Raw genomic sequence first — 23,997 nt, 5'->3', positions numbered from 1 at the left:
CGCCGCGCGCGATCAGCTGCGCGGATCGAGAATCGCGCGCGCGCGATCGGCCAGATCCTGCCAGTGTGCCTTCGTGGTGCCGGTGGCAGTGGCCGCGTTGGCCGTCGCCTCCCGCTGCACGTCGCGCAACTGCTGGCGCGCCAGCGCCGGCAGGTCGCTCAGCGGCACCGTCGGCGCCGTAACGAACGGCGTGTAGCGCGCCGGTCCGCCACCAAAGCCGCCGCCCGGTCCACCGGCCGCCGGCGCGGTGGGCGGCTTGATGAGCGCCTCGAGCCGCTGCAGGTACACGCGCTGCAACTGCCGCCGCCCCGCGTCCGGCGTGCCGGCAAAGAGGGCACGCCGCAGGTCGGTCATGTACTCCGCAAGCGGATACGCATTGGCGGCGTCGTACGCCTCCGACTCCGCCAGACGCCCAAGGCGCGCCGGCGTCAGCAGCGTCGTCACGATCGCCGCCTGCCGCTGCGCAATCACGTTCGTGGGCCCGATGCGCGACGTGATGTTCGCGGGGCTCAACCACGTGGGCGTGGCAAACACCTGCTCGGCGAGGAACGCGAGCGCCTCCTTCTGCCGCGCCTTGGGTACAACCCGATACACGGCCCCCGGCTGATCGGCGCTCTTCAGATCCACCTCGACGCCGCCCACCACCGTGGTCACATGCTGCATGTTGCCGAACCAGCGCCCCACCGACTCCTCGTAGACCTCGCGCAACTCCGTGAAATCATCGCCCGGCGTCGTGGTCCAGGTGGCCAGCTGCGGAATCATCCGCTTGTAGTTCATCGTGCTGTAGCGGCTCGCCTTCACCGGATCGTCGCCCAGATCCTCGGTCTGGTTGCGCGGATCACCCGCGGCCACACCCTGCGACGCAAAACGATAGGGGAACGGCCCGCTCTGCTTGGTGAGCCACGTGTTGAGCGTGCTGCGCTCCGCCTCGGGCGTCGGGGCGTTGATCACGCGGTAGCCCCAGTTGATGGCAAAGTCGTCGAACGGGCCGGCGCGACGGATGAAGTCCTTCGGCTCGAGCCCATCGCCCGGCTGCGCCACATAGTTTTGGCGCGCGTAGTCCATGATCGTCGCACTCACGCCGTACTTCCGCGTGAACGACGGCTTCCGCAGCGAATCCACCGGGAAGCTCGCCGACGCGATCATGTTGTGCTGCAGCCCCAGCGCGTGGCCGATCTCGTGCGTGATCACCTGCCGCATCGTCTCGCCCATCAGCTCATCCGGGATGTTGAGCGAGCGCGCCATCGGATTGGCGGCCCCGGTCTCCATGATGAGCCAGTTGCGATATGAACGCATGTGGTTGTGGTACCACGTGATCTCGCTGTTGATGATTTCCCCCGAGCGCGGATCGTGCGTGTGCGGTCCGGTCGCATTGCGCACCAGGCTCGCGGCCCAGCGCACAATGCTGTAGCGCGCATCGTCCATGTCGAAGTCGGGATCTTCCGCCTTGCTCGGCGCATCCTTCGCCAGGATGGCGTTCTTGAAGCCGGCCTTCTCAAAGACCTTCTGCCAGTTCTCCACGCCTTCCTTCACGTAGCGCTTCCAGCGGGTGGGCGTCGCCGGGTCGAGGTAGTACACGATGGGCTTGACCGGCTCCACGAGTTCTCCGCGCGCATACGCGGCGGGATCCTTGGGCTCGAGGCGCCACCGGGTGATGAACTCCTGACTTTCGGCCTTCTGCACATCGAGGCCGTAGTTCACGCGCTCCACCGAGAAGAAGCCCACGCGCGCGTCGGCGTAGCGCGGGCGCATCGGCACCTTGGGGAGGAGCACGATCGACTGCCGCGTCTCCATCGTGACCGTAGCCCCATCGGGATCGCTCGGGGGCGTGGCGGCATCGAACGTCTGCACCTGCCGCACTTCGATGTTGATCGGGAACCCGCGGATCCCCGCGATGTAGCTGCGCGCGGCATCAAAGCGACGCACACCGAACTGACGGCGGCTTGCCGCGTCGAGGCCGGACGTCGCCGGATTGTCGGTGGCGAAGAAGTCGGTCACGTCGATCACGTACGACGCACTGTCCTTGCCGTAGGCGGCAATGGGAAACGCGCCGATGATCGCCGGATAGTTGTTCTGCGCCACGCTCTTGGCGATGGGGAGTGAGTCATCGGCCACCGCCCCGGTGTTGATGCTCTTGAGCAGCACGCGGTCCCCCACGCGATCCCAGCGCACCAGGCGTTCCGTGAGCGAGCTGCCCGCGCTCTGAAAGCCGCCCGAGCCGCCGGGCACGCCGGCCACGCGCGTTACCATCAGAAAGTCGCGCCCCTTGAGCGAGTCGGGGACTTCGAAGAACCAGCGTTCATCCACCCGATGCACCGTGATGCCGCCCCGCTCGGTATGCGCACGGGCAGGGATCACCTGCGCGTACGGGCGCGGGCCGCGCGCGGGCGCATTCCCGCCGCCCGGTGCTCCACCGGCGGGCGGCTGCGTGGCGGCAGGGGGTTGGGCGGCGCCACCGGCCGGCGGCTGCTGCGCCACCGCGGAGGCAGCCGGAGTGGACAGCGTGCCCAGCAGCACCAGGGCGGGCACGCGAGAACGACGGAACGACATGAGGGACGCTCGGGGTGAGGGACGCTAGAACGTACGACCACCGGGGCGCATCCGCTGGGCGCATCCGCTGGGCGCACGCGATGGGCGCACCTGCTGGGCGCGTCAGTAGCTTTCCCGCATGGTCGATCCGCATCTGACTCGCCGATCCTTCCTGGGCGCCTCGCTGGCCGCGGGGGTCGCCTCCGTCATCCGCCCGCGATCGGGGTGGCTCCCCGCCCACGGCGCCCCGGCGATCATCACGGCGGAGCGTCTCCGCCCGCTCCTCCCCAGCGGCGTGCAGGTGGGGGATGTGCTGAGTACCCGGGCCATGCTCTGGAGCCGCGCCGATCGCCCGGCCCGCCTGCACATCGAATGGGACACCACCGACGCGTTCCGCCACGTGCGGCGCCTGGTGACCGCCCCGGTGCGCGCAGTTGATGATCACATCGCACATGTGGATCTCGCCGGTCTCCCGCCGGGGCAGACCATCCACTACCGCGTGCGCTTCGAAAGCGATGACAGCCCGGGCGCGTTCAGCGAACCCCTCGCCGGTTCGTTCCGTACGGCCCCCGTGCGCGCCGATCGCCCGCTGCGCGTGGCCTTCTCGGGCGACATGGTGGGGCAGGGGTGGGGTATCGACGACGCGCGTGGCGGCATTCGCATGTACGAGGCGCTGCGCCGTGCCGAGCCGGATGTGTTCATCCACTCGGGCGATAACATCTACGCCGACAACCCGCTGCAGGCCGAGGTCGCGCTCGACGATGGCACCGTGTGGCGCAATCTCGTCACCCCCGCCAAGGCCAAAGTGGCCGAAACGCTCGACGAGTTTCGCGGCTGCTTCGCGTATAACCTGCTTGACGCAAACGCCCAGCGCTTTGGCGCCAGCGTGCCGATCATCGCGCAGTGGGACGACCACGAAGTCTGCAACAACTGGTACGACGAGCTCGTGCTGGCCAACGACGCACGCTACTCCGAGAAGCGCGTCCACGTGCTGGCGCAGCGGGCCAAGCAGGCGCTCTTCGACTATCTCCCGATCCGACGCAACCCAACCGAGGCTGGCCGCGTGTACCGCTCGTTCTCATACGGGCCGCTGCTCGAGGTGTTCGTCCTCGATATGCGGAGCTATCGCTCCGCCAATTCGCCGAACCGGGAAGCATCCGGCGCGCATATCTTGGGCGATGCGCAGCTCGCCTGGCTCGAGCGCGGGCTGACCACGAGCCGCGCGCAGTGGAAGGTGGTTGCCAGTGACATGCCGTTGGGGCTCGTGGTGATGGACCCCCCGAACGGTGGGCCGCGCACGTACGAGGCCGTGGCCAACGGCGATCCCGGCGCACCGAGCGGGCGCGAGCGCGAACTCGCGCAGCTGCTGCAACGCCTCAAGCAGGCGCGGGTCAGGAACGTGGTGTGGGTCACCGCTGATGTGCACTACTGCGCCGCGCATTACTACACGCCTGAACGCGCGCGCTTCACGGGCTTCGATCCGTTCTGGGAATTCGTGGCGGGGCCGATGCATGCCGGCACATTCGGTCCGAACGAGCTCGACGCGACCTTCGGCCCGGAGGTGCGTTTTGCCAGCACGCCGCCCAAGCCGAACCGACCGCCGAGCGACAACTACCAGTTCTACGGGACGCTCGACATCGACCCCACCTCACGGGCACTCACCGCTGGTCTCTGGGATGTGACCGGCAAGCGCCTCTGGAGCACGGAACTGGCGCCGGAGCCGAGCGCGCGGTAGCGTGGGCCGCATGGCCCCCACTCGACGTGATGTTCTCGCTGGTGCGCTCGCGGCGGGCGCGGCGCGCCGTGTGCCGCGTGCCTGGTTCGATGAGCCGGTTGCGCCGCCCGGCGCGTGGCAGCCCGGCGTCGCGCGCCGAGCGGATTTTGAGATCGCGCCCGGCTACACGTACATCAACGGCGCGTATACGCATCCCATGCCCCGCGTGGCCAGTACCGCGCAGGCGGCATGGGCCACGCGGCGCGGCACGGTCGGTGGCCCACCGCCGCCACCGCGGGTCGATCCGCGGCCGCTCTACGCAGCGCTCATCAACGCCCGCCCCGATGAGATCGCGTATATCCCAAATACGAGCGCAGGCGAGAACTGGGTGACCGAGGCGCTGGGGCTCCCGCGCCGCGGCGGTAACGTGGTGACCGATGCGCTCCACTTCGAAGGCGCGCTGGTACACCTCGCCGAACTGGCCAAGCAGGGGCTCGACGTGCGCACGGCACCGGTGCGCGACGGGCGGATCCTGCTGGCCGATCTCGAGCAGCGCATCGACCGCCACACGCGGCTGGTGGAAGTGTCGCTGGTCTCGATGTACAACGGCTTTCAGCACGATCTCAAGGCCGTGTGCGATCTCTCCCATGCGCACGGCGCGTACGTCTATGCCGATCTCACGCAGGCGGTAGGCGCCGTGCCAGTCGACGTGAAAGCCACCGGCGTGGACTTCGCCGCCACGTCGAGCTACAAGTGGCTCATGGGTGACTTCGGCCTCGGCTTTCTGTACGTGCGCCACGACCTGCTTGGGCGCGTCGTGCAGCGCCCACACTGGAGCTACGAATCGGCGCCCGACACCGATCTGCATCTCTCGCCCTTCGATCCGCAATATCCGCGCAGTGTGACGTACACCCCGGGCAGCGCGGCGGCGCATCACGTACAGCTCGGGACCTACGCGATCGGCGTAGGCGAAGCGCTGAGCGCATCGATCCCGTATCTGCAGCAGCTCGGGGTCGCCAATATCGAGGCCCATCGGCAACCGTTGCTCGCGCGATTGCAAACGGAGCTGCGCACCCTCGGTTGGACGCCGCAGACGCCGCGGGATTCACGCTCGCCCATCGTCACGTTTGCGCTCAAGGATACCGCCGCGGTGGGCGCGAAGCTCACCGCCGCCAAGGTGAATGTGCGCGTGGCGCCGACGTGGATTCGGATGTCGCCGAGTGTGTACAACGAGATGGCGGACGTGGAGCGGTTGCTGGAGGCGGTGCGGTAACGCGAGGGCTCAACCTGGACCGGCGAGCAGCGAGCCGGTCGACGCCCCCAGGAGTGCGCCCTGAAGCATGATCACGCCACCGAGGACCAGCAGGATGCTGCGTCCCCACGCGATGCGCTGCCGCTTTACGCGAACCGCCGCGGTGTCGCGTATCACCACATTGACGGCCTGACCGGCCAACTGCGCGCAGCTGCTGTCCGCGCGGTCACCGCCACGCGTCTTTCCAAGCGCGCGCAGGCTGATCACGGTTGAACTGTGTGGGGTCGCGACGACGCCGCTCACGCGCGTGGCCTGGCAGTGGTCGTCGATCGCGTCGGTCGGAATCGGCCCGAAGCGCAGTGCCGATCCAGCCGCGCGCGATTCGAAACGCACCTGCTGGCCGCTTCGGAGCGACGCGAGCGCGGCCGGCTGGTAGGTGTGGCAGGCGGCGAGTGAAGCGCCGGCGATGGCGACGGCGATGGCGCGGCAGAGGGAGCCGGGGGATGAGCGCATGCGCCAAATTGCGACGCGCCGCCCTCCTCGACTATACGTCACGCGACGCAGGAGAATCGACTCAGCGACAGACCCGCGTCAGGTCCGCCCCCACCAGGGTGCCCGTATCCGGGTGGCGGTAGAGCCGAACCCCCGGGTAGACCTCTTCCGTGCGCGGCTGGGACACCTGCAGGAACGTCACCCGGACGCCATCGCCCAGCGCCTCGACCTCGTGGTCGTCGTGGTACGGCGCGCGGAACTGCGCCAGCAGCACGCGCCCATCGGGCGCCACCTCCAGGACCCAGTCCTGGTGCTCCTGCACGGCCGCGGGTTCCACGCGCACACACTGCCGGCCGATGCGTTCCGCGGTATCGTGGGACGCCAGCAGCAGGGTATACTCGCCGGAACGGAAGAACAGGCTGGTGGCATCGCGTTGCTGGTCCACCGGCACCTCGGGAACGGGAAAACTGAATCCCTCTACAAATGGGGCCGGACCGGGTGGAGGCAATAAGACGAGGTGGTCTAGGACTTGGTGGTACGGACCGTGAAGTTCCTGCTGTGAATCCGCATTTCCGGGTGTGACCGGCAACGACGAGTGGCTTTGGGGGTGGGACCCTACGCCGGCGATCGTCTCGGTGTGGGCCAACGACCGGGGTGAGGCGGTGGTGTGGCGGCGTCCCGATGGTGGCGCGCTCGTGCGCGAGACCGCCCGCTTTCGGCCGTGGATGCTGCTCGACTCCCTCGAGGATCTCGAGGCGGCCGGGGTGGCCGTGGCCCGGGGCGACGAGCCGGCGCGCGGCCTCCACGCCCGTGAGCTCCACGGCCCGGGCGCCCTCCGCTGGCTCGTCTCGGCGGATCGCCAGCGCGACATCGAGCAGGCGATCACCCGCGGCGCGTCCAAACGGCTCGGGCGCCGGATCACGCGGTTGCACGAACTCGATCGCCTCGCCCGGCACGTCCTCCCCCCCGACGAGCAATACCTCGTCGCCACCGGGCGCACGTACTTCCGTGATCTCGCGTTCACGCAGCTGCGCCGGGTGCAGTTCGACCTCGAGACCACCGGACTCGATCCGGCCCGTGATCGCGTCTTCCTCATCGCCGTGCACACGCCTGACGGCGCCGTGGAGCTGCTCGAAGCGCCGGGCCCCAGCGACGACGACGAACGGGCGTTGCTCACAGCGTTCATGGCGTGCATCGCGCGGCACGACCCGGACGTGCTCGAGAACCACAACCTGCATGGCTTCGATCTCCCCTTTCTGCAGGCGCGCGCGCAGCGGCTCCGCCTGCCGCTGGTGTTGGGGCGCTTCGAGGGCGTACCGCTGCAGGAGCGCGCCGCGATGCGCGGGGCGCGCAGCCCGCGTGATCCGAGCCGGCGGATTCGCTATGTGGCGCCAGGGCGCGAATGCATCGACACGCTCGATGCCGTGCGACGGTATGACTTCGCGAGTCGTGACCTGCCGGGCCATGGCCTCAAGGCCGTGGCGCGCCACTTTGGCCTCGCCGGCCCCGATCGTGAACTGATCCCCGGCGACCGCATTCACGCGGTGTACCAGGTCGATCCCGATCGCGTGAAGCGATACGCCAGCGCCGACGTCACCGAAGTGGAAGGCCTCGCCCGCCTGCTCGGCGGCGCCGCGTTCGCCCTCGCTCGCATGGCGCCGCGCCGCTACGAACGGCTCGCCGACGCGGGCCCGGCCACCGGCGTGATCGACCCGCTACTGGTGCGTGCCTACCTGCGCGCCGGGGAAGCGCTCCCGGTCTATGCTGAAAGCGATGGCACCGTCCACAGCGGCGCCGCATTGCTCCTCTTCACCGCCGGCGTGGCCCATCGCGTGGTGAAGGTGGACGTCGCGAGTCTGTACCCGTCGCTGATGCGCGCCTTTGCTATCGGCCCGAAGCGCGATCATCTGCAGGCGCTGCTGTTTCTGGTCGATCGCCTGGTCGAACAACGACTCGCCGCGAAGCAACGCGGAAAGGCTGCCCCAGCCGGCACCGATGCGCGTCATGAGAACGATGCGCTCTCGGCGGCCATGAAGCTTGTCGTGAACTCCGCCTATGGATATCTCGCCGCCGGCGAGGGGCTCACCCGCTTCGCCGATGTGCACGCCGCCAACGAGGTCACACGCCGCGGCCGCGCCACGCTCATGCAGATGTGCCGCGCACTCGCCGATCGCGGCGCCGAACTGCTCGAAGCCGACACCGACGGCATCTACTTCGCCGTCCCGGATACGTGGTCCGAAGCCGACGAACGGCGCGTGGTCGATGAAGTCGCGGCGATGCTGCCGCCCATGGTGAAGCTCGAGTTCGAAGGGCGCTACGCCGCCATGCTGTCGCACGAGCCCAAGAACTACGCGCTTCTCACGTTCGACGGCCGCCTGCTGCTCAAGGGCGTCGCGTTCCGCTCCAGTCGCGCCGAACCGTTCGGGGAGCAGTTTCTGCGCGTCGCCATCGCGCGCCTGCTGGCCGGCGACATCCCCGGGGTCCGCGCCGCGTATCTGGAGACGCTCGGCGCGCTGCATCGCGCCGCGATCCCTACGCTCGAGGTCGCGTCACGCGTGCGTTTGCGAAAGTCACCGCGCGCCTACGCCGAGTCGCGCGACAGCCGTCGTGAGTTTGCCTACGAGGCCATGCTGCAGAGCGGGCGTACCCACTGGGCGGTGAACGAACGCGTGCGCGTCTATCGCACGCCCACCGGCGGTCGCGTGATCGACGAGTTCGACGGGGAAGCGCACGTTGAGCACGACCCGCGCGACTACGACCGCGCCTACTACGCCGCGCTGCTGCGCCGTACCTTCGCCACGCGGCTCGCGCGCGCCTTCACCCCCGACGACTTCGAGCGTGTCTTCGCCGACGCCGAGCAGTTGCCGCTGTTTGCCGCGGGGCTGGAATCGGTGCGGGCCGTCGCGAGCCGCGTCCCCGAATCCTGGCTTCTTCTGAGGACAACTGACGAGGCAAGGGACCACTGACGAGAGGCGTCGCGAGCGAAGGGTCAGCCCCCACCCCAATCCTCGTGCGTCGTCCCGCCCCTCGCTCGTTGTCCCCCAGTTCAGTTGTCCCGCGAAGCGACCTCGCGTCCGCCGAGCACCACCGCCGCCGCCATATCCCCCGTCACGTTCGCCGTCGTCCGGAACATGTCGGGGATCGTGTCCACGCCGAGCAGAATGCCGGCGCCTTCGACCGGTACGCCGGCGGCCATCAGCACCGGGATCATCCCCACGATCGTGCCGCCGGGAATGCCGGGCACCGAGAAGGAACTGATCACCGTCGTCACCGCCACCGTGGCCAGCTGCGCGGGCGTGAGCGCGACGCCGTAGAGGTGCGCGACGAAGACCACCGCCACCGTCTGTCCGATGCCGGCACCGACGCGAAAGGTGGAGGTGAGGAGCGGCACCAGAAATCCCGGAATCTGCGCCGGCAGCGCGAGCGTATCGCGCGTGGCGGTGATCATCGCCGGCATCGCAGCGAGTGACGAGCGGCCGCTGAACGCCATCGCCTGCGGGGGCAGGGCGGCACGCGCGAACGTGGCGAGCGACACGCGCCCGAGCGCCGCCGCCACCGGGTAGAGCAGGAGAATCAGGACGATCGACAGCACCGAGACCACGCCCACGTACGTGGCCAAGGCGCCCACCGCACTCACGCCCAGCTTCGCGGCCAGCGGCACCGCGAGGCCAAAGACGCCCAGGGGCGCAAAGCCCAGCACCCAGCGCACGAGCGTGAGCGACGCGTCCTGAATGGCCTCGAGTACGGGCACGAGCGCCGCGCGTCGCGTGGGCTCGAGGCGCGTCACCGCAATCCCGAAGGCCACGCTGAATACAATCAGCGGCAGCATCGCCCCGTCGGCCGCCGCCTTCACCGGATTGACCGGCACGAGGTCGGTCAGCCACTGCGCAAAGCCGGGGACGGCCTTGGCACTCTGGGCTGCCGCGTCGCCCGCCCCCGCCGCATTCGTCCGCAACGCCGCCGTGGCCGCCGGATCGATCGGAAACGCATCGAACAACGGGCCAGCCACGGTCACGCCGAGCGCCGCCGCTACGGCCACACTCACCACCATGAACAGCAACGCCCGCCCACCCAGGCGGCCAATCGTCGCCGCGTCGGGGGCGGCCGCGATCCCCACGATGAGGCTCGAGACCACGAGGGGGATGATCGTCATCCGGATGCCATTCACGAACAGCGTCCCCAACGGCTCGAGCGCCTTCCCCACCGCGAGCAGGGCGGGGGAGCCGGAGGTGGCGATGACAACGCCAAGCCCAAGGCCGGCAACGAGCGCGAGCAGGACGCGCGTGGTCAGGGAGAGTCGGGCCATGGCGGCGAAGCTAGACCGGCGGCGCCCCGAAGGCCATTCCGACCGCTCGGGTCCGATTGCCCCGGGCCCCCGGTCGTGGCATCCTCCGTCATCGCCCGCGCCCGGCACTCCGCCCGCGCGGCTACCTGATGACCTGTGGGGACGGATGTACGGCATTCTGATTGGTGTGCACAACATCGTGGCGTGGGCCGTCTTGGCCACCGGCATCTTCGTGCTGGTCAAGGCCGCCACGCGCCAGCAGACGTGGAACGACGGCGATACCGCGTGGGTGCGGCGCCTGACGCTGTTCGTGCATCTGCAGCTGCTCGCTGGCCTGGGGCTGTTCTTCACCAGCCCCACCATTGCCCAGGCACGTCAGAGCATGGGCGACAGCATGAAGGATCCGAACCTGCGCCGCCTGCTCGTGGAGCACCCCACGCTGATGCTCGCCGCGGTCATTGCGGCCACCGTGTCCGGCGTGCTGGTGAAGAAGGCCCCGAATGCACCGGCCAAGGCCAAGAAGGCGCTCGTGGGCACGCTGATCACGATGCTCCTCATCGCGGCCGTGCTGCCGTGGGCGCGGCTGGTCACGGTGTGGACCGGGTCCGGCACCTGACCTGAGTCCCGCCGCGAGCGGGACGAACCGATGGCATATTGTCGTGTATGCCATCGTTTCGTCCCGTGTGTCGTCTCCTGACGGCGGCGTGTCTCCTCCCCGCCGTCGCGCGCGCCACGCCCCGCGCGTCTGATCCGCCCCGCGCCGAGAAGCGCATCCGGGCCACGCGCACGTCGGCGCCCGTCACGATCGACGGGACCCTCGACGAACCGGATTGGGCCCGCGCCCCGCTCGCCACCGATTTCGTGCAGAGCGAACCGCGCACCGGTGAGCCGGCCACCGAGGCCACCGAGGTCCGCGTCCTCTTCGACGGCAGCGCGCTCTACATCGGCGCGGTGCTGCACGACCCCGATGCCGCCAATCTCGTCGTCGCCGACATCAAGAAGGACTTCAAGGAAGACGATCAGGACGACTTCGAAGTCCTCCTCGACACCTTTCATGATCGTCGCAATGGCTACGTCTTTCTGACCAATGCGGCCGGCGCGCGCGCCGATCGGCAGATGGCGAATGAAGGACGCGAGGTGAACACCAGCTGGGACGGCGTGTGGACGGTGAAGACCCGCCGTTTCGCCGACAAGTGGATCGTCGAAATGGCGATTCCCTTCAAGACGCTGCGCTATCGGTTAGGCGACGTCGACGGGTGGGGGATCAACTTCGCGCGGCGCATCCGCCATCGGAACGAGACGACGTACTGGGCGCCGATACCGCGCGCGTTCACCATCACGCGCGCGTCGCTCGCCGGCACGCTCGAAGGCGTGGAGCCCAGCGGGGGGTCGCGCGATCTCCGTGTGAAGCCGTATCTCCTCGCGCGCGATGTGCGCGATCTGCCGGTCGCGCCCGCCCGAACCGCACGCGCGACGCTGGCCGAAGCCGGCGGGCTCGATGTCACCTATGGCGTGACGCCCAAGCTCGCGCTCAATGTGGCGCTCAATCCCGACTTCGCGCAGGTGGAGGCCGACGAGCAGCAGGTCAACCTCACCCAGTTCAGTCAGTTCTTCCCCGAGAAGCGCGAGTTCTTCCTCGAGAACTCAGGCATCTTCTACGTGGGGGATGCGGCGCGCAACAATCGCGTGAATCTGGCGCCGACGCCCGACGAAGACATGCTGCTCTTCTTCAGTCGTCGTATCGGGCTCTCGGCGGATGGTCGCTCTGTTCCCATTCCGGGCGGCGTGCGGCTCACGGGATCGGCGGCGGGACTCACCATCGGCGCCCTCGGCATGCAGTCGCAGGCGACGCCCACGGCGCCCGCCAATCGCTATGGCGCCCTGCGACTGCGGCGCAATCTGCGCCCCGGCTCGGATGTGGGGCTGATCATGCTCGACCGCGAAGGGCTCGGCGCGCGCGGACAGAACAGCTGGAATCGGGTCGCTGGTGTCGATGCCACCTTCCGCCTTCCGGGGGTCTGGGACTGGAGCAGCTACGCGGTCGGCACGCGCACCGCGGGCAAGTCCGAGGGGCAGTATGCGTGGCGCAGCAGGATTAACCACGAAGGCAACTTCCTTCACCTCAAGGCGGGCGCGCTGCAGGTGGGAAGGGCTTTCAGGACGATCTGGGCTACTTCCGTCGGACCGACACGCGCAAGTGGCTGATCGACTTCGGACTTCGTCCGCGTCCGCAGTGGTTGCCCCGGATCAAGGCCCGTGAGCTGCACCCGCACATCACCTGGAATTACTACGAGGATCTGCGCGGCCGCATCACCGCGAAGGACCTGCACAGCGACTTCACGGTCTTCAACAGCAGTGGTGCCTATTACGAGCTCTCGGTGAACCCGCGCTTCCAGCGCATCGAGACCCCATTTCGCATCAGCAAGAGCATTCCGGCCATCCCCGCGGGCGCGTATCCGTGGACCGATATCGCCTTCAAGGGCGCCACCGACCTGAGCCGACCGCTGGCGTTGACGTTCACGCTCACCGAGGGGCAGTTCTGGAGCGGGCACCAGCACTCCCAGCAACTCGGCGTGGCCGTGCGCCCGTCCGCCAAGTTCAGCAGCACGGTCGGGATCTCGCACACGGCGGCATCGCTCGCCGTACCGCACGCGAGCTTCGAAGCGACGCTGTGGACGATGCGCGCGAACTACTCGCTGGCCACCAACAAGTTTGTGGACGGCCTCGCGCAGTACGACCCGCACGCGCACCTGCTCAACGCCAACATCCGCTTCAACCTCATTCACCACCCGCTGAGCGATCTCTTCGTGGTGCTGAATCAGCAGCGCATCACCATGCCGGATGCGCCGCCCTCGGGCTTTGGCGTGATCGTGAAGTACACGCAGATGCTGGCGTTCTGACGCCTATTTCCGTTTCATCATCGACTCGTGCATGGCCGCCATACCACGCTCTACGAGCGCGGTGACCTCGGCCGCATGGTCCTGCAGAAGGCGCACCACCGCCGGATCCTCGGAGGTCTCGGTCACCGCCACCCCCTTCGGCGTGGGGGACACGGTCCGTACGATCTTCGCGCCGTTTTGCAGCAGCGCGTGCAACACCGGTGAGGCGGGCGGCACATTGAGATCCTGACTGCGCGCCACCAGGCCACCGGTGGTCGAGACGTGCTTCCGCAGCTGGTACATCATCGTGCTGTCGTCCGATTCGGTCACCGTTCGCACGCCATTCGGCAGGATGGTTACCGTTCGGCGGAGCTTGGTGTGATTGGTCATCAGGTCATGCACGATCGGCATGATGACGGCAGCGGCAGAATCGCCCATCATGCCGCGTCCCATGCCGGGACTCATGCCGCCCAGCGCGCCCTGCGCCGGCGCGATGGCGGAGAGGCAGGTGAGACCCAGCAACAGCGAAGCGATGTGAGAGGCACGCATAACGTTCTCCGGGAACGGGTTGCCGATTGCGGGCCTTATATAACTATTCAGTAATACAGTCGGATGTCAGGAGGGATTCCCCGACATCACGCGCCCGCGCGAGAGCCCGGAAAAACGAAGAGTGGACGCGCACGTTGTCGCGCTGCCCATGCGGGACGATATTGCCGGAATGCCGCGTCGCAAACAGCCCCCGCCGCCGACGCCCGCCGACGCGGAGACCCCGCCGCCCCGCCGATTGAGCAGCATGGCCGAGTTGGCGCGGCTGGCGAATGTGTCGGAATCCACCGTGTCACGCGCGCTGGCAGGACACGCGGCCATTTCCAAGGCCACGCGCCAGCGGTTGGAAGCGCTGGCGGCCGCGCACGGCTATCGGGTGCACAGTTCGGCCAGCCGTCTGCGCACCCGACGCGCGCAAACGATCGGCATCGTGCTGCCGATGGGGCACGGCCTCGAACAGTACGGCGCCCATCCCTTTCTGCTCGGGCTCCTCGCCGGCATCGGCGATGTGCTCACGCAGCGGGGGCTCGATCTGCTGCTTGTCCGCCATTCCCCCGATATCGAGTCGCTCGCGCGCGACGTGCTCGACTCCGGCCGTGCCGATGGGCTGATCGTGTTGCGCCAGAGCACGCTGCATCCGCTGCTGAATGCCGTGTCGGAGTCGTACCGGAATCTGGTGGTGTGGGGGCAGCGCCTCCCCGATCAGCACTACCTCGCGATCGGCTCGGACAATCAGGCCGGTGGGCAGCTCGCGACGCGCCATCTGATCGCCTGCGGATGTCGCCGCATTGCGTATGTCGGCGACCGCGCCTTACCCGAGTACAACGCGCGCTATCAGGGCTACCAGCGCGCCCTGCGGGAAGCGGGGATGACACCGCTCGACCTCATGGCGCGCTACTCCCGCCACGATCTCCAGCAGACGATGACGCGGGCGTTGGCCGCCGGCGCCGAATTCGACGGCGTGATGGCGGCCAGTGACACCTTGGCGATTGGCGCCCTGCAGGTGCTCCGCGCCGAAGGTCGACGCGTCCCCGACGAGGTCCAGGTGGTCGGGTTCGACGATATCCCGGCCGCGACCATCATCTCGCCGTCGCTCACGACGGTGCGGCAGGACGTCGTGACCGGCGCCCGCCTGCTGGTGGACCATCTCCTCGATCGCATCGCCGGTCGCGACGCGCCGTCCACCGAACTCCCGGTCCAGCTCGTCGTTCGCGAATCGACCCGTCCACGGTGACGGTTGGCCCCTGTTCGGGCTGAACCGTTCCAAGCGTATTCCAGGACGTTCAAAAGTATACCGCATTTCGGAATGCCGGGTTTTATGCAATCGATTGCACAAATCCGGTGGCACTCCTACATTCGCCTCCGCCCTCCTTCGCGCCGGCCCGTGCCGGTGTCCCGCCTTTCCCTCCTCAGAGGCTCAGTCATGCGCGCGCTCCCGGCTCGTATGCTCTCGCTCGCCACCGGGCTCCTCGCCCTGGTCGCGGCCATCCCGCTCGCCGCTCAAGCCCCCACCGGCACCGTCCGGGGTGTCGTCAAGAACCCCGAAGGCGACGCCGTCTTTGGCGCCTCGGTGCGCATCGATGGCACCATGATCGGTGGCACGGCCGACGGCACGGGGCGCTACGTCATCGCCCGCGTCCCCGCCGGCAAGCAGACGGTGCGGGTGCGCGCCATTGGCTATCGCCCCGACAGCAAGGTCGTGGATGTGCCGGCCGGCGGCAGCGTCGAGGTGAACTTCGACCTCGCCTCCGACCCGATGCGCGCCGAGGCTGTCGTCGTGACCGGTACGCGCTCCGAGCGCGTGACCAAGGAAGCCACGGTCTCCGCGGCAGTCATCGACAACGTGCAGCTCACCAAGCTGGCGCCGAACTTCAACATCGCCGACGCCGTGCGCACCATCCCCGGCATTCACGCCGAGAACGGTGGCGGTGAGCTCGCGTCGAACGTGTTCGTGCGCGGTATCCCGTCGCCGGGTCAGCAGCGCTACCTGATGATGCTCGAGAACGGCATGCCCGTGCAGAGCGCCATCAACCTGTCGGCTGAAGACGTGCTGCTGCGCCAGGACCAGAACCTCGATCGCGTCGAGGTCGTGAAGGGCGGCAACTCCACCGTCTTCGGCGTGAGCCGGCCGGGCGGTATCATCAACTACATCGACAAGGTCGGTGGTCCGACGCAGCAGAATGTGCTGCAGGTGACGACGGCGCCGAGCGGCCTCTATCGCCTCGACTACAACAGCTCGGGCCCGATGGGCGACAAGCTCACCTACAACGTCGGCGGCTTCCTCCGCCTCGATGACGGTCCGCTGCAGGGCGGCCTGCCCACGCAGGGCATGCAGTTCAAGGCCAACGTGACGCGCATGCTCGAGAAGGGCTATATCCGCGCGCACCTCAAGATCATCGACGACAAGGTGCAGTTCTTCCTCCCGGTCCCGTACGCGAAGGGCGCCGATGTCGCGGCCGTCGGTCGCGCCGGCACGCTCAACACCCCCGAAGCGGCCAACCTGATCGTGAGTGGCTTCACCGGCGGCTTCTTCAACGGGACGTTCCAGTCGAAGATGGCCAACGGCATTCTCGTGAAGGGCCCGGTGGCGACGCTCGAGTTCAGCAACGAAGTGGCGCCCGGCTGGCAGCTCACGTCGCGGACGCGCATGAGCAACATCGCGCACGAGTTCAACATCTTCCTCCCCGGCTCGAATACGAACACCGCCGCGGGCTTCGCTGCGCAGTATCTCACGAATCCGGCGTGGCGTCCGGTGTATTCGTACGTCAACAATGCCGTGGTGCCGTTCAACTCGGCGAACGTCATGACGCAGGACGCGCGCTACCGCAATCGCCCGTTCACGGAGTACGCCAACGAAACGCAGCTGCAGCGCAAGATCGTGCAGGGGCAGACGCAGCACAGCCTCACGCTCGGCAGCTTCCTGTCGCGCACGCGGCAGCTCGACCAGCAGTTCTCGCCGCTTACGCTGATCGACGTGCAGTCGCAGCCGCGCCTGCTCGACCTGACCATCCGGGGCGGCCCGGCCGGCTCCGCCGGCGATACCGTCGTGCGCCGCATCACGCAGAACGGCCTCACGCGCCTGTCGAGCGCCTACACCAACGCCGAGTATCAGACGGGCATCGCCGCCTTCTTCGCCGGCGATGAAATGCAGATCGGCACCAAGTGGCGCGTGGACCTCGGCGCCCGCTACGAGCGCCAGAATACGTCGATCTCGCAGGAGCAGACGGCCAATCAGACCGTGGGGATCACCGAAGCCGGCCGCAATGTGGCCATTGGCACCGGCCGCTTCGTGCGCCGCGTGGTGAAGTTCGACGACTGGGCGGCCACCGGTGGTGTGAACTATGCCATCAACTCGACGTCGAATTTCTACGTCTCGGGGAGCCGCGGCTTCCGCATCCCGGATGCGTCGTTCTTCACGTCGCTGGCGCTCGATGCCAACGGCAACTTCCGTCAGCCCCAGCTGACCAAGAACGAGCAGTTCCTGCAGGGTGAAGTCGGCTACCGCCTCACCACCAAGCAGGCCGGCCTCACCGTCGCGCCGTTCTACGTCAACATCAAGAACCGCCTGCAGAGCGATCTCCGCATCCTGCCCGGCGGCGTCTCGGCGGTCGTCACCGACGCCGTCGGCGAGACGCGCACCGCCGGTGTCGAAGCCACGCTCGTGGCCACGCCGTCGGCGCTGCCCGGCTGGACGTTCCAGGCGGCCGGCACGTATCAGGATCACAAGGCGCTCAACTTCCCGCAGGTGCCGACGATCTACCTCCGCGATGCCAACGGCGCGATTCGCGACTCGGTCACGAGCAACTCGGGGCGCAAGATCCGCCGCCAGCCGAACACGATGGCCGACCTGTCGGCTAACTATCAGCGCCGTGGGCTCGACGCGAACTTCGACTACAACTACATCGGCAGTCGCTTCGCCGACGACGCCAACCTGCAGAAGCTCGAGGGCTTTGGGGTGCTGACGGCCGGCGCCGGCTACACCTTCGGCCGCAACACGGCGCAGCGCATCCGCGTCGGCGTCAACATCTACAACCTCCTCGACGATCGTGGCGTGACCGAGGGCGACCCGCGTCTGGCGGGTGGTGTCGATCCGAGCACGCTGCCGTTCCTCAACTTCCGGCCCATTCTGCCGCGCCGCGTGATGGTGTCGCTGCGCTACGACTTCTGAGTCCGGTGGGGATGACCGCCGACGTCATGGCCGGCTCGGCGCCGGCCGCCTCGCGCGACGCGTTGATCGCGTCCGCGCGGGGCGTGCTGGACGCCAACTGGCTGGGAGCCAGCACCAAGCCCTCGCCCACGCTCTATCCGCACCAGTGGAACTGGGACTCGGGGTTCATCGCGCTGGGGCTGGCGACGTATCGCCCCGAGCGCGCACTCGCGGAAATGCAGACGCTCTTCGCCGCGCAGTGGGCGAATGGCATGCTGCCGCACATCGTGTTCAACGAAGCCGGGTTGGGGCGCTACTTCCCTGGCCCGGATTTCTGGCAGGTCACCCGGTCGGCGCACGCGCCGCGGCATGGCCTGACCTCCGGGATCACGCAGCCGGCCGTGCACGGCATGGTGCTGCAGCAGCTGCTCGCACGCGGGCTCGACCGCGATGCGATCCGGGCCCTGATCCCGGCGGTCCTGGCGTTGCATCGGCATCTGTACCGCGAGCGGGATCCGGATCATCTCGGGCTCGTTTACATCCGGCACCCATGGGAATCCGGCAACGACAATGCGCCGACCTGGGATATCCCCCTGTCGCGCATCGACCCGTCGCAGCTCACGATTCCGCCGTACACGCGCCAGGATCTGCAGCATGTCGATGACCCGCGTGAACGGCCCAGCGATCGGGACTACGACCGCTATGTCCATCTCGTGGACGTGGCGCGCAGTACCGGCTACGACGAGGCGCGGACGCGCGATCTGATCCCCTTCCGCGTCATCGATCCGCTCTTCAATGCGCTGCTCGCCTGGTCGAGCGAGGCACTGGTCGAGCTGTGCACGCATTTTGGGCTCGATGCGGCGGAGCCGCAGGACTGGGTGGCGGCTGCCCATGCGGGGCTCGAAGGGCGGCTCTGGAACGAACACCTCGGGCGCTACGATGCGATCGACTGCGTGAGCGGCGAACGGATGCCGATGGTCGCCATCTCGTCGCTTCTGCCGATCATCACCGGCGCGCCAAGTCCGGATCGCGTGCGCCGGATCGTGGAGACGCTGCAGGGACCGGATTTCAGTGGCACGGAGAACGACCGCCTCTGGCCGTATCCCAGCGTGGCCCGCTCGGCGCCGATGTTCGATCCGCACCTCTACTGGCGCGGTCCGACGTGGATGAACACCTCATGGTTGGCGTGGCACGGGCTCCGTCGCCATGGCTACCACGCCGAGGCCGGACAGCTGCGCAGTGCCATGCTCGACATGGTGCAGCAGCGCGGCTTTCATGAGTACTTCCATCCGCTCGTCGCGCTGCCCGACGGCGTGCGGGGTGGGTACGGCACCGGCGGCTTCTCGTGGACGGCCGCGCTGGTGCTCGATCTGTTGACTCCCATGCCGGATACCGCCGCATGAATGTGCTCGACTGGTTGGTCGTTGGTGCGTACATCAGCGCCGTGCTGTACATCGGATGGCGCGCCAGCGGCAGCCAGACCGACCACAACGAGTACTATCTGGGTGGACGCGGCTTCAGTTACTGGCAGATCGGCCTGTCCACGATGGCGACGCAGCTGTCGGCGGTGAGCTTCATCTCGGCGCCGGCGTTCGTCGGGCTCCGCCGCGGTGGCGGCATGCAGTGGCTCAGCTATGAGTTCGCCGTCCCGCTGGCGATGCTCTTTCTGGTGACGGTGATCATCCCGCCGCTCTACCAGTCGAAGGTCATCAGCGTCTACGAGTTCCTGGAGCGGCAGTTCAGCGGCAGCACGCGCTTGCTGGTGAGCGTCGTCTTCCAGCTGAGCCGCGCGTTCGCCACGGGCATCAAGGTGTACGCGCTGGCGCTGGTGCTGTCGGTCGTACTGCGCGTGCCGGTGTGGTCGATGATCATCTTCGCCGGCAGCGTCACCACGGTGTATTCCGTCATGGGCGGCATGCGGGCGGTGGTCTACACCGATATCGTGCAGCTCTCGATCCTCTTCCTCGGGATCCTGGCATGTGGTGGGGTCGGGTTGCACCTGATCGGTGGCTGGGACGCCTTCACCGTCGCGCTTGATCGGAGCCGGCTGCAGGCGGTGAACTTTGGTGGCCTGGGTATCAATGACGGCGCCGAGTTCGGCTTCTGGCCCATGGTACTGGGCGGCTTCTTCCTGTATGCCTCGTACTACGGCACCGATCAGAGCCAGGCGCAGCGCGCGCTGAGCGGCCGCAATCTGGGCGAGATTCGCGGCGCGCTCATCTTCAACGGGCTGATGCGCTTCCCGCTCACGTTTCTCTACTGTGCCATGGGGCTCATCCTTGGCACGGTCGCGATCACGACCCCGGCGTTTCGCGCCAGCATCCCGGAGGCGCGTCCGGACCTCCTCGTGCCCACGTTCATCGCCACGTATCTCCCGCACGGGCTCGTGGGGCTGCTGATCATCGCGGTCCTGTCGGCGGGGATGTCGGCCATGAGTGCCACGATCAACTCGCTGGCGGCGGTGAGCATCGAAGACTTCATCGTCCGGCGCCGCACCACGCCGCTGGCCGATGCGGCCTACATCCGCACGAGCCGGCTCATTACCGCCGGCTGGGGCATCGCCTGCATGGCGTTCGCCTTTGCCGCCGGCAACATCGCCAGCACCGTCATCGAGGCCATCAACAAGGTCGGGTCGCTCTTCTACGGCTCCATTCTGGCGACCTTCGTGCTGGCCATGCTCACGACGCGCGTCTCTCCGACCCGCATGAATCTGGGCATCGTCGCCGGCGTGCTGACGAACGTCATCCTGTGGGTCTTCTTCCCCACGAAGGTCTTCTGGTTCTGGTGGAACCTCACCGGCTTCGTGGTGACGACGGCCGTCGCCGTCCTGGGCCCCGCCTCACGCGTGAATGGCGGCGCTCCGCCCATCCAGAGCGTCGTGGTGCCGCGGCGGGAGGCGCTCATCCTGGTGAGCTATTTCGTGGCCATGCTGAGTCTCGCGCTGGCGCTCCCGCATCTGATCTGAGCACCGAACGGCCGGCTCAACGCCGGTCGACCACCACCCGTCCGTCCTTCATCACCCACCGCACGCTGTCGATGATGGCGCGCACGTCGCGCTCCGGGTTGCCGCGCACGGCCACGATATCCGCCAGATAGCCTGGCGCGACACGACCAAGGCGGTCGCTCATCCCGAGCGCTTCGGCGCCGGTCAGCGTGGCGGCGCGCAGCGCCTCGAGCGGCGTCATGCCCGCCTCGACGAGCAGACCGAGCTCCCGTGTGTTCTGCCCGAACATCAGGTGGACCGCATCGGAGCCCATCCCCACCTTGACGCCGGCCTTGATGGCGCGCCGCGTCGTGGCGGTGTTGCGCGCGCGATACGCGTCGAGCCCCGCCGCTTGCTCATCTGAGTAGCCGTAGTCGGAGCGGAAATCCGCGTAGTAGCGGTTGTGGTCCATCGTCGGCACGTAGATCGTGCCCTGCGCCTTCATCAGGGCGAGCGTGGCGTCGTCGAGATCCACCGCATGCTCGAGGGTCGTGGCACCGGCGCGCACGGCATCGCGGCCGCCGCTCGCCCCGTACGAGTGAATCGCGATACGACGGTGGAGCCGCCGCGCCGCGGTCACCGCCCGCTGCATCTCCTCGAATGTGAAGGTCTGGGTGGTGCTCGTGTCGGCGCCGGTGCCGCGTGAGCCATACATCTTGATCACATCGGCGCCGGAATCGACCTGCGCCTGGACCGCGCTGTCGATGTCCGCGAGCGTGGTGATGCGGCCGCGCCGCCACGCGCCGGCCGGCGTCGGGGCGGCAGCGGCCGTGGGCATCACCTTCTGCAGGCCGAAGCCCGCCACGACCAGTCGGGGGCCAACCGCCTCGCCACGCGCGATCCGATCGCGCATCAGGACATCGGCGTAGCCGGTGGCGCCCAGATCACGCGCGGTGGTGACCCCCGTTTCCAGCGTCAGGCGCGCATTCTCCATGGCCACCGTCGCCACTTCGGCGGGGGTGCGGCGCGTGCCGGGGCCGAACGGCCGGGTGCCGGGAGCCCGATCCCACCAATACGTGACGTGCGTATGCAGGTCGATGAGTCCCGGAATGGCGGTGAGTGGCCGCAGATCGGTGAGCGCGGCACCCGGCGGAATGGCGGCGGCGCCGGAGCCGACGCGCACAATGCGTCCGTTGCGGACCACGACCACCGCATCCGTGATGATGCGCCCGTCACCATTCACGAGCCGGGCGAAGCGATAGGCGGCCGTCGTCGCCTGCGGTGCCCGCGCCCGCGCGCGAGCCGGGAAGAGCGCGAGCGCCGTCGCGGCAAGCAGCACGGCAGTGAACACCAGGGGCCGGGTGGCCTCGCGAACGAGCGGCGTATGCCAAGTCATGTTCTACGTTGCCGACCGGTTCACGTCGCGGATAGGGGTGGCCTCCCCGCCCACGCTGGACCGATCGCATCGCCACCGGCCCTCGCGGCCGCGCAAAGGCGACCAGCGAGGGAGAATTGCCGCCCGCGACGGGCTTTGATGGCGATCGAATGGTCCGACAGGCAACCGTCGCACAAAGAACGCCGCGACGAGTTAAGCTAGCGCTAAGAGTGTTCGCGCCGACCGCCGTACGATGTCGTTCGGCGGAGCGGTACACCAGCACAATCGACCGCATCGGTGGCATGAGCCTCACGCGCAAGTTCCTCGACGAACTCTCGAGTGCCGACCTGATCGAGCGGTTGGACCTCGCCCTCGAGGGCGCGGATCTCGGCATCTGGGACTGGGATCTGCGAGACAACTCCGTGCAGTTCGATCGGCGATGGTGCACGATGCTCGGGCTGGTCCATGCCGAGACCCCCATGGTGCTCGAGACGTGGTCCTCGCGCGTGCATCCCGACGATATCGCCGGGTGCTACGCGGACATCGGGGCTCATGTGGAGGGGCGCACGGACCACTACCAGAACGTTCATCGAATGCGGCACGCCGATGGGACGTGGCGATTCATCATGGACCGCGGGCGCATCTCCGGCCGGGATGCGAATGGCGCGCCGATCCGCTTTACCGGCACGCATCTGGACGTGACGGCGCTCAAGGTCGCGGAGACACGCGTGCGTCGCGAGCAGCAGGCGCGCATTGCGGTGCTCACGCACTGGGCCGCGATGTTGGCGCATGAACTCAACACGCCGCTCCAGGTGATTCTTCTCGCCTCGAACGTGCTCTCGGCGAGCCGTCGGTCGGGGCCATCCGCCGATGCCGATCAGGACGCGGTGGCCACCATCGCGGACATGGTGGAGCGGGCCGGTCGCGTGACCAGCGCGTTGCGTCTGCTGGCCTCCGAGACGGATACGGGAATAGCGGCCGAGAGCGCGGCACCGGGGCCGGACGCGGCCGACGATGGTGATGTGGGGCGGGCACTGGCAATTGCCCACACGCTCTTCGAGTCGCGGCTGGCGGGGCTGGGCATCACGTGCACCATCGACGATCGTGCCGGCGCCGACCGTGCGCAGGCGCGTCTCGCCGATCTGCTGCGGGCGCTGGTGCTCCTGCTCGACCTGGCGATCGATCGCGCGCGGACGCGAACGGCCGATGAGCGGGTCATTCGCTTCCACGTGCGGTCAACGCCCAGTCACGTCGAGGTAGTGTGCCGCTACGGGAGCGACGAGAGTCCGCCGAGCGCGAGCGGGATCGGCGGGTTGTCGCCAACGGAATTGCTGACCGTGTTGGCCGATCGGTTCGGTGGGAGCGTGACATGGACGCCGGCGCCGCCCGTACACGAATGTGTCGTGCGGATTCCCCGCGTCGCCTCCGCGTCGGCATGATCGACGTCCTCGCCACCACAAACGCAGCGGACACGGCCGTCCAGAGCGCTCGTGTGCTCGTCGTTGACGATGAGCCGGCGCTCCGGCGCATGCTGGCGCGCGTACTCGAAACCGAGCGCTATGAGGTGCACCTCGCCGCCGACGGGGCGGAAGCGCTGGCGCTGGTCGCGCACACCCCGTTCGACATCATCGTGGCCGACGTGGTGATGCCGACGTGCGACGGCCCCTGTCTGCTGGCCGGTTTGAAAGCGCTGGGCTCCACCGTGCCGGTGATCGTCCTGACAGGCTATGCCGATACCGACGATGCGGCCTTGATGGCGCTCGGAGCGACCCGCGTGCTTGGGAAACCCATCGGCGCGGCTGGCCTCCTGCGTGTTCTGGCGGAGACGCTGAACGCGTCGGCCTGATGGGCAGGG

The 23,997-nt window shown here is 68.1% G+C and carries 18 protein-coding genes; 12 read left to right on the top strand and 6 right to left on the bottom strand.

What is annotated here, in order from left to right; all coding sequences use genetic code 11:
* Positions 1-12 precede the first annotated feature (12 nt).
* A complete protein-coding gene (locus K2R93_09020; protein ID MBY0489965.1) occupies positions 13-2,550 on the bottom strand; it encodes a zinc-dependent metalloprotease in 2,538 nt (845 codons plus the stop codon).
* Between the two features lie 118 nt (positions 2,551-2,668).
* On the opposite strand from K2R93_09020, the gene K2R93_09015 reads away from it, so the two are divergent.
* Complete coding sequence (locus K2R93_09015) at positions 2,669-4,264, top strand: alkaline phosphatase D family protein (GenBank protein ID MBY0489964.1); 1,596 nt, start codon at positions 2,669-2,671, stop codon at positions 4,262-4,264.
* Between the two features lie 10 nt (positions 4,265-4,274).
* Entirely contained in the window at positions 4,275-5,516 is a 1,242-nt protein-coding gene (locus K2R93_09010) for an aminotransferase class V-fold PLP-dependent enzyme (protein MBY0489963.1), read from the top strand.
* A gap of 9 nt (positions 5,517-5,525) precedes the next feature.
* Here the strand turns inward: K2R93_09010 and K2R93_09005 are convergent, their stop codons facing one another.
* Together K2R93_09005 and K2R93_09000 are read right to left on the bottom strand one after the other, a co-directional pair.
* The gene (locus tag K2R93_09005; protein MBY0489962.1) at positions 5,526-6,008 is read right to left on the bottom strand and encodes a hypothetical protein; all 483 of its coding nucleotides are present in this window, start codon (positions 6,006-6,008) and stop codon (positions 5,526-5,528) included.
* A gap of 61 nt (positions 6,009-6,069) precedes the next feature.
* Positions 6,070-6,432 carry a hypothetical protein gene (locus K2R93_09000; protein ID MBY0489961.1) on the bottom strand — a complete coding sequence of 121 codons (363 nt, stop codon included), beginning with the start codon at positions 6,430-6,432 and terminating at the stop codon, positions 6,070-6,072.
* A gap of 133 nt (positions 6,433-6,565) precedes the next feature.
* On the opposite strand from K2R93_09000, the gene K2R93_08995 reads away from it, so the two are divergent.
* Positions 6,566-8,953: a ribonuclease H-like domain-containing protein gene (locus K2R93_08995; GenBank protein ID MBY0489960.1), complete on the top strand. Its 2,388-nt coding sequence runs from the start codon at positions 6,566-6,568 to the stop codon at positions 8,951-8,953.
* Between the two features lie 80 nt (positions 8,954-9,033).
* Here the strand turns inward: K2R93_08995 and K2R93_08990 are convergent, their stop codons facing one another.
* Positions 9,034-10,293 carry a dicarboxylate/amino acid:cation symporter gene (locus tag K2R93_08990; protein ID MBY0489959.1) on the bottom strand — a complete coding sequence of 420 codons (1,260 nt, stop codon included), beginning with the start codon at positions 10,291-10,293 and terminating at the stop codon, positions 9,034-9,036.
* Positions 10,294-10,438: 145 nt separating this feature from the next.
* On the opposite strand from K2R93_08990, the gene K2R93_08985 reads away from it, so the two are divergent.
* The 3 genes from K2R93_08985 (at position 10,439) to K2R93_08975 (ending at position 13,172) form a co-directional block, all read left to right on the top strand.
* Positions 10,439-10,888, top strand: coding sequence for a hypothetical protein (locus K2R93_08985; protein MBY0489958.1), 450 nt, complete (start codon positions 10,439-10,441; stop codon positions 10,886-10,888).
* Positions 10,889-10,953: 65 nt separating this feature from the next.
* Entirely contained in the window at positions 10,954-12,477 is a 1,524-nt protein-coding gene (locus tag K2R93_08980; protein ID MBY0489957.1) for a carbohydrate binding family 9 domain-containing protein, read from the top strand.
* Positions 12,478-12,509: 32 nt separating this feature from the next.
* Positions 12,510-13,172, top strand: coding sequence for a hypothetical protein (locus tag K2R93_08975; protein ID MBY0489956.1), 663 nt, complete (start codon positions 12,510-12,512; stop codon positions 13,170-13,172).
* Between the two features lie 3 nt (positions 13,173-13,175).
* On the opposite strand, the gene K2R93_08970 is transcribed toward K2R93_08975, so the two are convergent.
* Complete coding sequence (locus K2R93_08970; GenBank protein ID MBY0489955.1) at positions 13,176-13,700, bottom strand: hypothetical protein; 525 nt, start codon at positions 13,698-13,700, stop codon at positions 13,176-13,178.
* A 169-nt stretch (positions 13,701-13,869) separates the two neighbouring features.
* On the opposite strand from K2R93_08970, the gene K2R93_08965 reads away from it, so the two are divergent.
* From K2R93_08965 to K2R93_08950, 4 genes are all read left to right on the top strand, one after another.
* A complete protein-coding gene (locus K2R93_08965) occupies positions 13,870-14,931 on the top strand; it encodes a LacI family transcriptional regulator (GenBank protein MBY0489954.1) in 1,062 nt (353 codons plus the stop codon).
* Positions 14,932-15,120: 189 nt separating this feature from the next.
* Entirely contained in the window at positions 15,121-17,865 is a 2,745-nt protein-coding gene (locus K2R93_08960) for a TonB-dependent receptor (GenBank protein ID MBY0489953.1), read from the top strand.
* Positions 17,866-17,876: 11 nt separating this feature from the next.
* Entirely contained in the window at positions 17,877-19,247 is a 1,371-nt protein-coding gene (locus K2R93_08955; protein MBY0489952.1) for a hypothetical protein, read from the top strand.
* Positions 19,244-20,809, top strand: a complete 1,566-nt coding sequence (locus tag K2R93_08950; GenBank protein ID MBY0489951.1) for a hypothetical protein — start codon at positions 19,244-19,246, stop codon at positions 20,807-20,809. The genes K2R93_08955 and K2R93_08950 overlap by 4 nt, the downstream gene beginning before the upstream one ends.
* A 16-nt stretch (positions 20,810-20,825) precedes the next feature.
* Here the strand turns inward: K2R93_08950 and K2R93_08945 are convergent, their stop codons facing one another.
* Entirely contained in the window at positions 20,826-22,163 is a 1,338-nt protein-coding gene (locus K2R93_08945; GenBank protein MBY0489950.1) for an amidohydrolase family protein, read from the bottom strand.
* 281 nt (positions 22,164-22,444) lie between these two features.
* On the opposite strand from K2R93_08945, the gene K2R93_08940 reads away from it, so the two are divergent.
* Positions 22,445-23,581, top strand: coding sequence for a PAS domain-containing protein (locus K2R93_08940; GenBank protein ID MBY0489949.1), 1,137 nt, complete (start codon positions 22,445-22,447; stop codon positions 23,579-23,581).
* Positions 23,578-23,988 carry a response regulator gene (locus K2R93_08935; protein ID MBY0489948.1) on the top strand — a complete coding sequence of 137 codons (411 nt, stop codon included), beginning with the start codon at positions 23,578-23,580 and terminating at the stop codon, positions 23,986-23,988. The genes K2R93_08940 and K2R93_08935 overlap by 4 nt, the downstream gene beginning before the upstream one ends.
* Positions 23,989-23,997 lie beyond the last annotated feature (9 nt).

The organism is Gemmatimonadaceae bacterium (assembly GCA_019752115.1).
Taxonomy (GTDB): Bacteria; Gemmatimonadota; Gemmatimonadetes; order Gemmatimonadales; family Gemmatimonadaceae; genus Gemmatimonas.
The sequence above is the reverse complement of the archived record's forward strand: the minus strand, read 5'-3'. Positions and strand labels throughout refer to the sequence as shown.